Annotated in this window: 14 protein-coding genes; 3 read left to right on the forward strand and 11 right to left on the reverse strand. The window is 63.8% G+C overall.

Features of this window, described 5'->3' with window-relative positions; translation table 11 throughout:
- Position 1 precedes the first annotated feature (1 nt).
- Positions 2-229 carry a hypothetical protein gene (locus ABID59_RS23805; protein WP_354084989.1) on the reverse strand — a complete coding sequence of 76 codons (228 nt, stop codon included), beginning with the start codon at positions 227-229 and terminating at the stop codon, positions 2-4.
- Between the two features lie 385 nt (positions 230-614).
- On the opposite strand from ABID59_RS23805, the gene ABID59_RS23810 reads away from it, so the two are divergent.
- Positions 615-2609, forward strand: a complete 1995-nt coding sequence (locus ABID59_RS23810; RefSeq protein ID WP_354084990.1) for a BTAD domain-containing putative transcriptional regulator — start codon at positions 615-617, stop codon at positions 2607-2609.
- Between the two features lie 3 nt (positions 2610-2612).
- On the opposite strand, the gene ABID59_RS23815 is transcribed toward ABID59_RS23810, so the two are convergent.
- Together ABID59_RS23815 and ABID59_RS23820 are read right to left on the reverse strand one after the other, a co-directional pair.
- Positions 2613-3080, reverse strand: a complete 468-nt coding sequence (locus ABID59_RS23815) for an MAPEG family protein (protein ID WP_354084991.1) — start codon at positions 3078-3080, stop codon at positions 2613-2615.
- 250 nt (positions 3081-3330) lie between these two features.
- Positions 3331-3600 carry a hypothetical protein gene (locus ABID59_RS23820; protein ID WP_354084992.1) on the reverse strand — a complete coding sequence of 90 codons (270 nt, stop codon included), beginning with the start codon at positions 3598-3600 and terminating at the stop codon, positions 3331-3333.
- Positions 3601-3813: 213 nt separating this feature from the next.
- Here ABID59_RS23820 and ABID59_RS23825 point away from each other — a divergent pair, with 213 nt between their 5' ends.
- Positions 3814-5307, forward strand: coding sequence for a tetratricopeptide repeat protein (locus ABID59_RS23825; protein ID WP_354084993.1), 1494 nt, complete (start codon positions 3814-3816; stop codon positions 5305-5307).
- Here the strand turns inward: ABID59_RS23825 and ABID59_RS23830 are convergent.
- The 5 genes from ABID59_RS23830 to ABID59_RS23850 all read right to left on the reverse strand — a co-directional run bounded on the left by ABID59_RS23830 (position 5304) and on the right by ABID59_RS23850 (position 9672).
- On the reverse strand, positions 5304-6101 hold the full coding sequence (locus ABID59_RS23830; RefSeq protein ID WP_354034731.1) for an adenylate/guanylate cyclase domain-containing protein: 798 nt from the start codon (positions 6099-6101) through the stop codon (positions 5304-5306). The two genes, ABID59_RS23825 and ABID59_RS23830, sit on opposite strands and share 4 nt — an antisense overlap.
- 103 nt (positions 6102-6204) lie before the next feature.
- Complete coding sequence (locus tag ABID59_RS23835) at positions 6205-7371, reverse strand: aminotransferase class V-fold PLP-dependent enzyme (protein WP_354084994.1); 1167 nt, start codon at positions 7369-7371, stop codon at positions 6205-6207.
- Positions 7368-8027 (reverse strand): amino acid ABC transporter permease, encoded by a 660-nt coding sequence (locus tag ABID59_RS23840; protein WP_354084995.1) that lies wholly within the window; start codon positions 8025-8027, stop codon positions 7368-7370. Before ABID59_RS23840 ends, ABID59_RS23835 begins: the two co-directional genes overlap by 4 nt.
- 2 nt (positions 8028-8029) lie before the next feature.
- Entirely contained in the window at positions 8030-8746 is a 717-nt protein-coding gene (locus tag ABID59_RS23845) for an amino acid ABC transporter permease (RefSeq protein WP_354034735.1), read from the reverse strand.
- 20 nt (positions 8747-8766) lie between these two features.
- On the reverse strand, positions 8767-9672 hold the full coding sequence (locus ABID59_RS23850; protein WP_354084996.1) for an amino acid ABC transporter substrate-binding protein: 906 nt from the start codon (positions 9670-9672) through the stop codon (positions 8767-8769).
- A gap of 161 nt (positions 9673-9833) precedes the next feature.
- Between ABID59_RS23850 and ABID59_RS23855 the strand changes: the two genes are divergently transcribed.
- A complete protein-coding gene (locus tag ABID59_RS23855) occupies positions 9834-10823 on the forward strand; it encodes a LysR family transcriptional regulator (RefSeq protein WP_354084997.1) in 990 nt (329 codons plus the stop codon).
- Here ABID59_RS23855 and ABID59_RS23860 read toward each other — a convergent pair.
- From ABID59_RS23860 to ABID59_RS23870, 3 genes are all read right to left on the reverse strand, one after another.
- Positions 10814-12010, reverse strand: coding sequence for an adenylate/guanylate cyclase domain-containing protein (locus ABID59_RS23860; RefSeq protein WP_148753346.1), 1197 nt, complete (start codon positions 12008-12010; stop codon positions 10814-10816). The two genes, ABID59_RS23855 and ABID59_RS23860, sit on opposite strands and share 10 nt — an antisense overlap.
- A 115-nt stretch (positions 12011-12125) precedes the next feature.
- The gene (locus ABID59_RS23865; RefSeq protein WP_354084998.1) at positions 12126-12710 is read right to left on the reverse strand and encodes a HutD/Ves family protein; all 585 of its coding nucleotides are present in this window, start codon (positions 12708-12710) and stop codon (positions 12126-12128) included.
- Positions 12711-12825: 115 nt separating this feature from the next.
- Positions 12826-13980: an ABC transporter substrate-binding protein gene (locus tag ABID59_RS23870; protein ID WP_354084999.1), complete on the reverse strand. Its 1155-nt coding sequence runs from the start codon at positions 13978-13980 to the stop codon at positions 12826-12828.
- Positions 13981-13984 lie beyond the last annotated feature (4 nt).

The following is a 13984-nucleotide window of genomic DNA, read 5'->3' on the forward strand; positions in this document are numbered from 1 at the left end:
TTTACGGCAGCGGCGGGTTAAAAATGTAATGGGTGACGAAATCATCGGAGACGAGATCCGCTTGGGGCTCTCGGGGCGCCTGGCTCGTCGCAGCGAAGGCAATTAGCAGCGCGAGGAGCGAGCCATAGAATGCGATCAGTCTAAGTCTCCACGTACTGATTATTCGCAGCTCCTCGTCGGGTGCGCGAAAATAGTACGGCTTGTTTTCCAGCTGCACGATATCGGTCAATGCGACCTCCTGGTTGATGGCGATTCCGACATTCGGGGTGCGATCAGTCGCCTCCGAAAAGGAGCGGTGCGACGGGAGGTGCCGGCTCCGAAGCGGCCCTGAGTGTCGGGCGCGCGAAAGAACTCAACGCTGCGTCGAACCCGGCGAGGACCACGAACAGGCTGACGACGATGATGATGAGGTGATGCGCGCGCATGTCGGCTTGCCGGATGAAATTGCTCTGCGTCGATCAGGCCAACCGGCATCCCGTCGCGACGCGATCTGAACGCGTCGGCGTCGTCGCGGGCGTTATTCAATCGTCATTACGGCGTTAATATTGTTCGCAAAGTTGGCAACTCGTGTAGGATGTATACCTGCGAGCATGCCTGCTCAATTTTGAGGCGGAATGACTGAAACTGCGTCTGCGCCCGGCCCAAGCTTCACTCTCTCGCTACTGGGGCGTTTCGAGCTGACCGGGCCGAATGGCGTGGTCAGCTTGCCCAACAAGAAGCTCGCGGGATTGCTGGCCTATCTGGCTTGCACGGCACCTCAGCCTCAATACCGGGAGAGACTCTCGACCCTGCTGTGGGGATCTCACTTCGACGCGCAGGCGAAGCAAAATCTGCGGCAGGCGCTGTTCAAGCTCCGCCAGGTTCTTGGTCAGGGCGCTCTCAGGAGCGATGGCGAGTTCATCTCGTTGAACGCCGCAGTGGTCATCTGCGACGTACGGCGATTTGAGGAGCTGGTCGCGAAGGACAGCCGCGAGGCGCTGAGTGCGGCGACAGATCTCTATCGTGGGCCTCTCGTTGATGACATCGGCGTCAGCGAGGAAGGCTGGCGCGATTGGCTGGCCGGCGAACGCGAGCGGCTGTCGGAGCTCGCTGTTGGCGCCCTGGTCGCCCTCGGCGAGTCTGAACTGACACAGGAGCGTGCCGGCCATGCCCTCCTCGCCGGCCAGCGTGCCAATGCGCTCAACAGCCTGCGCGAGGATGCGCACCGCCTGATCATGCGCGCGTTGTCGGCGGCTGGCCGCAACGCCGAAGCACTCAAATACTACCAGGCCGTCGTAGCCCTGCTGAAGCAAGAGCTTGGCACCGGGCCCGATGTTGCGACCAACTCGCTCGCTGCAGAGCTGCGCAAAGTCCAGGAGCAGAAGACGGCCCCGGCAATGGGGGAAATCGCGGCAGAACAAGCCGAGTACATGATTGGCAACGACAGGCCCTCCGTAGCGGTGCTTCCGTTCCAGAACATGGGCGGTGACACCGAACAGGAATACTTTGCCGATGGCATCACTGCAGACATCATCACCGCTCTATCGCGCTTTCGCGAACTGGTGGTGATTGCGGCCGGATCGAGCTTTGTCTTTCGGGACAAGGGAATGACCAGCCGGCAGATTGCGCAACAACTCGGTGCCCAGTACCTCCTGAGCGGCCATATACGCAAGGCGGGCAACCGCATTCGCGTGTCGGCCGAGCTCACGCATACCGGCAGCGAAGCCCAAGTCTGGTCCAATCGCTATGATCGCCCGCTTGTCGATATATTCGATCTGCAAGACGACGTCAGCAGCAGCGTTGCTGCGGTCGTCGCTCCCGTCGTTCGGAGCGCCGAAATCGAACGCGCGCGCCGCAAGCCGCCAACCGATCTATCGGCCTATGATCTCTATCTGCGTGGACTTCACCATTTGTGGACCGGCACCCGTGAAGGTGTCATCAAGGCCATCGAGCTGCTTCGGCAGTCTCTGGGCCTCGATCAGGAGCGAACGGCGACGCTGGCGGCGCTGGCCTGGGGGCTCGTCATGGCCCCGCCGCTGGGCGCCAACACGTCTCCAGATGCCGCGGCCGAGGCGCTCGGTCTGGCCCGTCGCGCCGTCGAGCAGGAGGCTGAGGACGCCTTCGCTCACGCGGTCTATGGCTTCGCGCTCTTTGGGCCGGCCGGCACCAACGATCAGGGACGTATTCACGCCAGCGAAGCCGTAAGGCTCAACCCCAGTTCGGCCTTCGCATGGGGCGTGCTCGGGATGATCGACAGCATGGGAGGCGACTATGCCAACGCCCTCGCATGCCTGCATCGGTCGCTCGCGCTTAGTCCCGACGACAGGATGCTGCATTTGTGGATGACAGGATTGACCGCATCCTATTTCGCGCTCGGGCAATACGAGGAGGGCATCGCCTGGGCACGGAAGTCGGTTCGGCACAATCCGAGCAACGGCACCGGCCATCGTATGTTGGCGGCCAATCTGGCCGGTGTCGGGCGCCTGGAAGAAGCCCGCGAGGTCACTCGGATTCGCGATGCGACACAAAAAACAACGATCCGCGATCTGCGTGCCATGCGCTTTTTCAAGCAACACGAGGTGCTTGAACGCTATCTTTCGGCCCAGCAGGCAGCCGGGGTGGCCGACTGAGCCTCAAGCGCCGAGTGCTGCGAGAAGCGTGCGAACGGTCATGAAGACCAGGATGAGCGAGCCTATGGTCCACAGAGTCGCGCGAATATCGTGAATTTGCGCGGTGAAATAGGCCAAGAAGTGGAGCAGGCGTGAGGCAACGTAGCCGTAGAGCAGCCATTGCGCGAGAAGCAGCGACGGCTGCGTGAGGACGTAGAGAAAGCCCGCGACCAGGAAGTACGGCAGGTTCTCGACATCGTTCATCTGGATCCGGCGGATCCGCTCGACACCTTCGTTGGGAAGAAGCTGCGCTGGATCGGGCGCAGGATTCAGTGGCGTCTTCCTGATGTCCTCCGGCGAACGGTAGCCCCCCTGGGCTCTGACCATCCGGAACACGGTCAACCAGGACATCGCCACGGCCTTCAAGATCATCAGGCTGGCAGCAACGACATACGTGGCGAAAAGGGGATCGTGAAGACTGATTCCGTCCAATTTGGCTCCCCCTCCGGCGCTTCCATACTACATGCCCGACTGCGTCGCGCCAGTGCGTCACGGCCCCCCAAGCAAAAATAACGCTCCTTTGACGCCTGACTGACGCCGGCAACGACGGCGGCTGCTTATTGCACGCGGCGACCGTCAATGAGATTTGGAGATTTCTGACATGCGATCACAAGCTTTGCAGACAAATGCGCAAGCCGCCGTTCCCGACCTGGCAGCGGTCATGCCGGCAACGGGGTTGGCCTCAGGCGATAACGGCCTCCGCATCCGCGCGATCCTCAACCTGCCCGCCACGTGGTGGCAGCGCTCTCGTTTCAGGACAGAGCTGCGCGCCGATCTCGGGGAAAAGCCCGAGCTTCTCCACGACATCGGCATCGGCCTGCACGACGCGCAAGCCGAAGCGTCGCGGTTCTTCTGGGAAGCTGTGCTGCTCCAGCGCCGATAGAACAGGATCGGCGATCACCGGGTAGCGGTGATATCGCGGACTGCCTCGCGCTTCCTCATACTTCGTCATTGCGAGCGCAGCGAAGCAATCCAGAGTCCTTCCCCGGGAAGATTCTGGATTGCTTCGTCGCAAGGGCTCCTCGCAATGACGGTGGAGAGAGCATCTCGGCACGGAATGTCCACTCCGCGTCAGCCTCGCACCAGCTTCGCACCAGAAACTGCTGCAACGGGACTCTCCGATCGCGCTCGGCAGACCCGCAAGCACAGCTTTTCTGGTCACCTCATGAACCGCCAAGAACGCCGGGCCGCGGCCAAGCAATCGCATAAGGTCGCGCCGCAAAACCTCGCGGTCGCCAGGGGTCTGGAGGCCGCGAAACAGGGCCAGGCGCTGTTCAATCTCGGCCGGTATGCCGAAGCCCTGGACTACTTCAACGCATTCGCGAGGCTCAATCCTGACGTCGCACCGCTGTATCAGACGCGCGGGCTTTGCCTGCAGCGGCTGGGCCGGTTCGAGGAGGCGCAGGCCGACTTCGAGCGGTCGATTGCGCTCAACCCCAGCGAGGCCGAGACGCACAAGAACCTCGGCTCGCTTCATGCGCGATTTGGCCGGATGGAGCAGGCCTTTGCGAGCTTCGATCGCGCGCTGGCGCTTCGTCCGAATTTTCCCGCAGCGCTCAACGAAAAGGCGCGGGCGCTGTGGAGCCTGCAATTGCTGGACGAGGCTTTCGCGGCCTTTCACCAATCGCTGGCCCTCGAGCCCGGTAACGCGGACACGATCTGGAATCTCGCGCTGCTGCAGATGCTGACTGGAGATTTCGCGCGGGGCCTGGCGGGACGCGAGGCGCGCTGGAAGGCGTCGTCGCTCGGCCTCGCCGATCGCGGATTCTCGCAAGCCCTTTGGCTGCGTGACCAGCCGCTCGAAGGCAAGACCATTTTGCTTCACGCCGACGAGGCTCTGGGCGACTCGATTCAGTTTGCGCGCTATGTGCCCTTCGTGGCCGCGCTCGGCGCTAAGGTCATCCTGGAGGTGAAGCCTGCGGTGCAGCGGCTACTGGCCGCCCTGCCCGGCGTTGCACATTGTGTCGATCGATCGTCTGCGACGTCGATGGCGTTCGACCTGCACTGCCCGCTTGGAAGCCTGCCGCTGGCGTTCGGGACGCGGCTCGACACGATCCCGTTCGCGCAAGGCTTCCTGCCAGCGCCGGCGGCGGCGCGCGTGACGGCGTGGGAGGATCGGCTTGAAGACCGGCTTGGTCCGCGCACGCGCTTCCGCGTCGCTCTGGTCTGGTCGGGAGATCCAGGTCACAAGAACGATCACAACCGGTCGATATCGCTGCGCGCGCTTGCGCCTCTGCTGGATTGCGATGTCCAGTTCGTCTCCTTGCAAAAGGGTGTGCGGGACCAGGATCGCGCCTTCCTCGACGAGCGCAAGGACATCCTCGACCTGACGGACCAGCTGACGGATTTCAGCGACACGGCGGCGCTGGTCTCCTGTCTCGATCTGGTGATCTCGGTCGACACCAGCGTGGTTCACCTCACCGGCGCGCTCGGCGCGCCGGTCTGGACCATGTTGCCCTTCAACCCGGATTGGCGCTGGCTGCTCAACCGCGACGACAGCCCGTGGTATCAGTCGATGCGGTTGTTCAGGCAACCGGTGCGAGGCGACTGGGCCGGGGTCGTGGAGGGCGTTCGCGGCGAGCTGGAGGCTCTGGTGTCCGCGCGGCGCAGCCACGACAAAACGAATGACGCGCCGGCACCTCCCCTCGCGCCTGCCTAACCTTCAACCCGATACAGCCGCCACCGCGCCGGCACACCCTTGAGCTGGTGGCTGCCGTGATCCCTGAGGCGGATCTGGGATTGTGCCGCGAGCAGATCCTTCACCGCACGTGAGACCAGGACTTCGCCGGCGCGCGCCTTGGCGGCGACGCGGGTGCAGATGTGGAAGGCGAGGCCGACCATCTCGCCGCCGCTGATCGTGTATTCGCCTGCGTGCAAGCCCACCCTGATATCAAGCCCGAGCGTGCGCACGGCCTCCCGAATCGCGGTTGCGCAATTGATGCCGGCGGCCGGTGCCTTGAAGGTCGCGAGCACGCCGTCGCCGGTCGTCACGACTTCCTTGCCGCGCGAAGATTTGAGCTCCTTGCGGACCGCCGCGTAATACAGGCCGATCACCTTGGTCCAGCGCGCATCGCCAAGCTTTGCGGCTTTTGCGGTGGAGCCGACGATGTCGACGATCAGGATCGTGGCGAGCGCCTGCTTGAGGTCGGCACTCCCGTTGGCGGATTTGCGCCGGGCCGAGATAGCGCCCGTCAGCGGCTCATAGTCGTGGCTGCGCCGTCGCGCGATCGCGGATTTGGTATAGTCCTGGGCGCGCTCGACCGTGCCGCAGCGGATCGTTTTCTCCTGCGGCAGACGCGTCCAGTAAACCTTGCGTCCCTTGCCGGCGCCCTGCACCTCCACGGCACCCCATTTCAGGAACACTGCCGAGCCGACCCGCCGCACACACCAAGCTTTTGAGGTGTATCCTGACACGTTCGACTGATGCAGGCCGATGCGAAGGAATTTGGGCATGAACGTGCGGCCGATGCAAAGACCGTTTGGGCGGACTGGGTGTCAAACGTAGTCGGACGTTCCTGCGTTGGCAACAGGACTCCCAATCGAAGATTTTTCTATCTCAAGCGGAACGCCCGCGATCCAGATCTGCCCGGATCGCAAGACGCCCAAGCTCTTCGGTGAACCGCCCGATATCATCGTCCGACGAGTAGATGTGAGGCGCCACGCGTACGATCCTCTTGAGGCGACGCGCCTCGAGCTCCCATCTGGCATGATCGAGACCCACAGACGCGACCGCGATGCCGCGCGTGGCCAATTCCTCCACAATCCTGTTCGCGGGCAGCGACGCATGTTGGAACGTCAGGAATGCCGCGCCGGCATCTTCGTCCTCGAACACCGTGAGTCCGGAGATGTCACGCAGGTTCGCGCCCAACCGGCGCAGCTTCTCGTCGTTGCCCGCACGAACGTTCGCAATGCCGATACGATCGAGCTCCTGGAAAGATGCCCGCAAGCCGAGACGGCCGGCAGCGCAGAACTCCCATGCCTCGAAGCGCCGCGCATCCTCCAGCGGCAGGAAGCGGTCATCCGGGCACCAGGTGCCGGCGCTCTGGTCGACGATGACCGGCTCGACCAGACGGCGCAGCGCCCGATCCGACAGCGCCATCATGGCCTGCCCGCGACCACCTCGGAGCCACTTCCGTCCCGGCGCGACCATGACGTCGGAAGATGCCCCAGGCAGCGTCAACTCGAACTGACCGACGGCTTGCGCGCCGTCGATGAAATAAAGGCAGGCGTCCGGCCGCGCAATCGAGCCAAGCGCTTCGACCGGCTGGCGCAATCCAAAACTGCTGGCAACCGCCGATGCGCAGATCGCGACCGTACGCTCATCGACCAGCGCAGCGGCCTGCTCGATGTCGATCCGCCCCTGTCCGGTCATGGGCAGCCTGACCACCTCCGCTCCGGCCGCAGCCGCGCGCCGCACGGCATTCACGATATTGCCGCCCCAATCGTTCCGCGCGATCAGGATGCGATCTCCACGCTTGAGCGGCATCGATGCAAAGGCAAGTGCCCAGAGTCGGCTCGCCTGCTCGCCGAAGGCAAGATGCGTCGGGGCGACGCCCGTCAGACGGCCTGCCAGGATACGCGTCTCTTCAATGGCGTGTCTCGCATCGGCCGCCGCCCAGTGCACGCCGCGCCGGGCCTCGAGATCGAGGTGGGACTTGATCGCCGCAACCACGCTCTCGGGCATCAGACCGGCACCCGCGGCATTCAGATGGGCGCTCGTCATGCGGTGACCATCCGGTGCTGAAGCCGCTTCACCGCGCGAGATGCCGAGAAGCAGATCGCGAAGTAGACCAGGGCCGCGAACAGATAGAATTCGATCAAGCGCGCCTCCCGGTTGGCCACGATGCCGATCGACGTCATGAAATCATGGAGACCGATGACGTAGACCAGCGAGCTGTCCTGAAACAGAGCAATGCTCTGCGTGAGCAGGATGGGCGCCATGCGGCGCAAGGCTTGCGGCAGGACCACGTAGCGATAGGCCTGCATCCGGGTCATGCCGATCGCCAGCGCCGCGGCCATCTGTCCCCGGGAGATGCCGTTGATGCCGGCGCGCATGATCTCGGAATAATAGGCGGCCTCGAACAGGGTGAATGCGATGAGTGCGGACGTGAACGGTCCGACCGGCCGCCCGATGAACAGCGGCACCAGCAGATAGAACCAGAAGATCACCATGATCAGCGGAATCGAGCGCAACCCGTTGACATAGCCGGCAGCGAGCGCGGCAACGGGCCGTGGTGCCGACAGGCGCACAACCGCGATCATGGTCCCGAGCAAGATGCCGGCCGCCATCGCGAGCGCCACCAGGACAAAGCTCGTCTGCAGTCCCTGCCAAAGGAATGGCAAGGCGTGAACCACGGCGCTCCAGTCGAGGTTTCGCACGGTTAGCCTCGCCCCAGAGTGCCGGGGATAGAGACCCGCCTTTCGACGGCGCGCATCGCGACGATGACGCAGAGCGTCAGCATGACATAGATGACGGTCGCGGCCGTCAGAGCCTCGATCCCCTGGAACGTGCTCGCCTCGATCTGGCGGCTCTGGCCCGTCAGCTCCAGCACCCCGATAGTCAAGGCGAGCGACGAATTCTTAATGATGTTGAGCGCTTCCGACGTCAATGGCGGCAGCACGTTGCGCGCCGCGAGGGGCAGTAGGATGTAGCGATAGGCCTGCGCGACGGTGAAGCCCATCGCAGCGGCCGCCATGCGCTGCCCAGCGCCAATCGATTCGATGCCGGCGCGGACCTGCTCGGCGACGCGCGCAGCCGTGAAGCAGCCGAGCCCAGCCACGGAGAACCAGTATTCGGGCATCGGCAGGTCGCGCTTGATCCAAAGTCCGAACGATCCCGGCAACAGCTCCGGCAGCACGAAGTACCAGAGGAACAGCTGGAGCAGCAGGGGGATGTTGCGGAACAAATCCACATAGGCCGTCGCGATGAGGCGCGCGGTCCGGCTCGGTAGCGTGCTCAGCACGCCGACGGTGCAGCCAATTGCGAGCGCGATGATCCATGCCGCGCCCGCAACGAGAAGCGTCCATGTCACGCCGGCGAGGAGCCATCCGAAATACGGCTCAACGAACAGAATGCTCCAGTTCCAGCGATATTGCATCGCGTGCCTGCCCGGACTATTCAGCGCGGCAGGGCCTGAACCCGGAAGGCGGCGAGCAGCTCGCCCTCGATTTTCAGGCCCAGTGGGTCGAACCATCTGGCATAGGTCTTCTCGGCCTCTCCCGACCGGAACGCATCGGCGAAGGCGCCCCGCACCAGCAGGGCGAAATCCTGATCGCCACGCTGCATCATCGCGCTATAGGGGTCGTAGGTGAGCAGGCGACCAACGACAGCGAGCGAGCCCGCCGGCTTCGCCTTGGTGGCGGCATAGACCTTGATCTGCACACCGTCCGCGACGAACGCGTCGACACGGTCGTTCTCGACCAGGAGCGCACCCTCGGGAAGATCCTTCACATAGACCAGCTGGACGCCGAGCGCCTTCTCGTCATTGAGCTTGCGGACCGCGGCCTCGTTCGACGAACCCTGCAGCGCGGCAACACGCCTGCCCTTGAGATCTTCGATCTCCCTGGTCGCGGAGGCCGCTTTCACGAGCAACTGCGTGCCTGTTACGTAGAAGATCGGCGAGAACTCGACCTGTTCCTGGCGTGTCAGAAAATTCGAGGTGGTGCCGCATTCGAGATCGATCGTTCCGTTGGCCACCAGCGGGATCCGGTTGGTCACGTTGATCGGCGTGAACGTCACCTTGAGATCGGGCTTGTTCAGCCGCTGCCTCACGGCATCGACCACCTTCATGCAGAGATCGATCGAATATCCTTCCACCTTTTGCTCATCGCTGATGTAGGAGAACGGCACTGAGGCCTCGCGATGGCCGATGTTGATCGCACCACGCTCCAGGATGCGCTTGAGAATGACGCTGTTGCCGGGCCCTTGCTGTACGGGGAGCGGCTCCGCCGAAGCCGCCGTGACCAGGCACGCTATCATCGCGATCGATGCCATTGTCGCGATGCCGAATTTGCCCAGTCTCATCGGATGTCCCTTCCAGCCCGTCTGCCCGGCAGGACGCTACTGCGCCGATGCCGGACATTTCCAATGCGAATGCGCGCGGAGTTGATGCGGAATTTGCATCGGCCGAGCGGCGGAAACCGGCTATGGTGCGTGCCACGAGAGATCGCGAGAAGGCACCAATCATGCTCGATGTCCGTTGGCTTGAGGATCTGGCCGCTGTGGCGGAGACCAAGAACCTGACGCGTGCCGCCGAGCTGCGGAATGTCAGTCAGTCCGGACTGAGCCGCCGGCTGCAATCGCTCGAAAACTGGGCAGGCTCAGCCTTGCTCGACCGCCGCAAATCCCCGATCGAGCTGACCGATGCAGGGGCGCAATTGCTGGCCACGGCGAACGACGTGGTCGGGCGGCTCAACGCCACCCGGCGCGCCCTGAGGGAGGACCAGGATCAGGCAACCAGGAGCGTGCGCTTTGCCGCGCCTCACCTGCTATCCGTGACGTTCTTTCCAAAGTGGCTGCCGCAGATCCAGGCAACGATCGGATCGACGCGGCTGACAATCCTGTCCGACAATCTTCCCGGATGCTGTGACGCCTTCGACGACGGCGCTGTCGATTTCGTCGTCTGTTACATGGATCAGGCCAGCGGGCTCAATTCGGCCGGCGGAAAGACGCTGTCGATCTCGCGGTGTCAGTGGCTGACCATTGGCCAAGAGAAGCTCGTGCCGCTGTCAGCCGTCGACGGCGACAAGCAGCCCCTCCATGATCTGGCGCCGGAGCCGCGTCGGTCGGTTTCCTATCTCGGTTATAGCAGCGAGTGCTCGCTCGGCTGGGCCGTCGACCAGAAGCTCACTGAGGCGACCGGCCTGCCCCAGCTCAATCGCATCTATGAGAACTCGCTGGCCGATGGACTGCGATCGATGGCGTTGTCCGGGCTCGGCGTCGCCTGGCTGCCGCTGACCACGACCCACCAAGACATCCTCCGCGGCCGTCTCGTCCGCACGGGTTTGCCGGACCTGGATGTCGATCTCGACATCCGGATCTATCGGCCGCAGCGACGCCTCAGCCGGCGGGCGGAGGAGCTCTGGTCACATCTTGTGGCGGCACGGTCGGTCGTCGAACTCCCAGAGCTCGCTTCGGCCGCACAGAGGGAACGCACCGCGCATCCTCATCCCTGAAACGCAAACAGCTCGATCGGCTCGCTGAAACCGCGGACGGCGTGCTGGCCGACGCGCTCGAGCTCGAACTCCGGCGTCACCAGCTCGGCAAAATCGCGCGACAGCAGCACCGGCTTGCCGATCTGCTTGGTGAGCGCCTCGAGCCGCGAGGCCATGTTGACGGCGGGACCGATCACGGTGAAGTCGAGCCGGCTGGTCGAGCCGATATTGCCGTACATGACGTCGCCGACATGGACGCCGATGCCGTAGTTCAGCGGCGCGCGGCTGGTCGCCTTGTTGCGCTCGTTCAGCGCGACCATGGCCTCGCGCGCCTCGGCCACCGCACGCAGCAGATTGGCGCAGGCGTTGGGCTCATGAAGCGGAAAGATGGCGAGCAGGCCGTCGCCGATGAATTTCAGTATCTCGCCGCCATGGCGCGCGATCGGCTCGGACATCGCGTCGAAATAATCGTTGAGAAGATCGATGACGTCGTCGCGCGGCCAGTTGTCGGAGATCTTCGTGAAATCGCGCAAGTCGCAGATCATGATCGCGGCGCGCACCGTCGTGCCGGTGCCGCGTCGCGTGGCGCCCGCGAGGATCAGCTCACCGGCATGGGCGCCGACATAGGTCTCCAGCAGCGTCCGCGCCAGGCGATTCTTGACCCGGATCTCGCTGACCAGCGCCAGCACCGGCAACACCTTCCTCAGTGCGGCGACATGGGCGTCGTCGAAGCCACCGGGACGGTCGGTCGAGAACGTGACGAGATGCCGCTTGCCGAGCGTATGATAGAGCGGCCAGGCCACATAATCGGTCAGGCCCTTGGCCCGCATCTCGTCATAGAGCGCGTGCTTGCGGCCGAGCGCCGGATCCCGTTCGAGATTCTCGCGCACTTCGGTTGCACCGTCGAACATTTCGTTGGCGGGGCTGCCGATATATTCGGAGCGTCCCCTGACATCGAAATCAACCCGCGTGATCTCGGCCTCGCGCATGCCGTCGGACCACATGATACGGGCCCCCAGCCATTGCGGGTGCTGGATCATGACATGAAGCGTCGACCGCTTGAGGGGAATGCCGGCCTGCTGGAGGCGGATGCACATCTCGGCAAAGATATTGTCGATGAAGCGCTGGTCGCGCGTGCCATTGGTCAGCCAGTCGACGACAGCGTCGCTGCCGGAATGGATTAATTCATCGTTTCGCGGCGCGCTCATCATCTGCCTCTGGACGGCGGTCTTGGTCCCGGACATATCGTGTTCCGACGCCGCCGCGTCAACCTAGCCAGTTGCACGGATTGTGCGCATCGCCCCTGGTGGGCAGGATCGCCGTTCAGCCGATGATTTCGATCGACCCCAGCACGGCCAGCCCCGAAACCAGCGCGAGCGTCGAGGCTTCGGTCAATTCGACCTTCAACGTGTTTTCGTGCGAAATCGGAAAATCCTGACCGCCGAGACGGATGCTGCAGTCGCCGCGCGCGGCGTAAAGCAAATGCGTCCCCGCGGGCAACGGCCGCTCGCCGGGCGCCCTAAGCGCCCCGAGCTCGATCTCCGCCACACCGCGCCGGGCCATCAGATTGACGACCTCGACCGGGCCGGCCTCGAGCGCGGTGACGATCGCGAGCTCGCCGGCGAAGCGCACGGTCGTGAACGGCTCGCGCTCATCGAACTCCTGCGTGGGCGACTTCAGCACCAGCCCGCGCCCGCCGACCACCATCTGCAGGCGGTCGATGCCGGCCATGGGGGAGAACGGCCCGGGCGCCACGATCGGCGTGGCGGCAAAGCGCCACAGCAGGCTGTCCCAATCCTTCACCGCCGCGCCCGGCCGATGCGCATCCGCGATATCGGTAAAGATGCCGCCACCGTTCTTCCAGGGCGAGCGGGTATAGTTTTCGGATTTCAGCAGCGTGGTTTTCATGTTTTTCAGCTCGTCCGAAAAGGGCGAGCAGACCGATATCACAATTGTCGCGGACCTCAAATCGCGCCGTCGTCCAGGCGAAAGCCAGGACGACGTTGGGGAGATGCCGCGCGCCTCACTCGCTCTTGCCGCCGTTCAGCTTCGGCAATGTCTCGACGATCTTCTGCTTGCCGTCGACGATCTCGGCGAGAAAGCTGGCGCGGTCGATATCGCCGTTCTGGTCCCAGCTTGCTTCCATCAGCATGCCCGGCGCCTTGTCGGGCGTCAGCGTCAGGCCCTTCATCGCCGCGCCAAACGCCTTGCTGTCGAACTTGCCGTTTTTCTCGGTGACGTATTTGACGAGATAGACCGCGGTGTAGCCCTTGATGCCGTTGTGATCCGGCCGGTACTTGAAACGGTCGCTGAACTTTTTGGTGAACGCCTCGATCGCCGGTACCGGCGCGTCCGCACTGAGACCAACATGGCCGCGCACACCGTTGGCGGCGGGGCCGGCGAGCTCGACCACCTTCTGGCTGAGCAGCGTCGTCTCGCCGAACAGCGGCGTCGACAGGCCCTGCCGCTTGGCCTCGATCAGGAAGCGCGCGCTCTCCTCCTCGTTGGTGTAGACGAACACGGCGTCGGCCTTGGCGCTCTTGAGCTTGATGACATCCGAGCCGAAATCGACCTGGCCCTGCTCGGTGGAGATATCGGCCGATACCTCGATATTGTGCGCCTTCATCTCCTTCACGAAATTGTCGTGGCCGCCCTTGCCGAAATCATTGTTGACCCAGACCACGGCGACGCTCTTCACCTTCAGCTTGTCGTGCAGGTAATTGGCGATCTTCGGCATGGAGAATTGCTGGCCGAAGGCGGTGCGGAACACCCAGGGGTTGCTCTGCGTCGTGATGTCGGCGGCCTCGGCGCCGACGATCTGCGGGATCTCGGCCTGTTGGGTCAGCGCCATGTTGACCTTGACCGAACCCGAATAGATCGGCCCGAGCACTACATAGGGATCCTTGTCCAGCACCTTCTGCACCTGCGCGCGCGAGATGCCGGGATTGCTCTGGGTGTCGAGATGCTCGGTCTGGATCTTGCGGCCCAGAATGCCGCCGGCGGCGTTGATCTCGTCGACCGCGAGCGCGACGCCGTCGCGCCAGTTGGTGCCGGAGACGGCGCCGGGGCCGGAGAGCTCGATCACGTCAGGGATGTAGACCGTGCTCTGCGCGCAGGCCGCGCCCGTCGCGAGCGATGCCGCCAGGGCGATGACGAGCGTTCCTGCAAGATGTCTCATGATG

Origin of the sequence: Bradyrhizobium sp. S3.3.6 (genome assembly GCF_040546905.1) — a bacterium.
In the GTDB taxonomy this organism is placed as follows: domain Bacteria; phylum Pseudomonadota; class Alphaproteobacteria; order Rhizobiales; family Xanthobacteraceae; genus Bradyrhizobium; species Bradyrhizobium cytisi.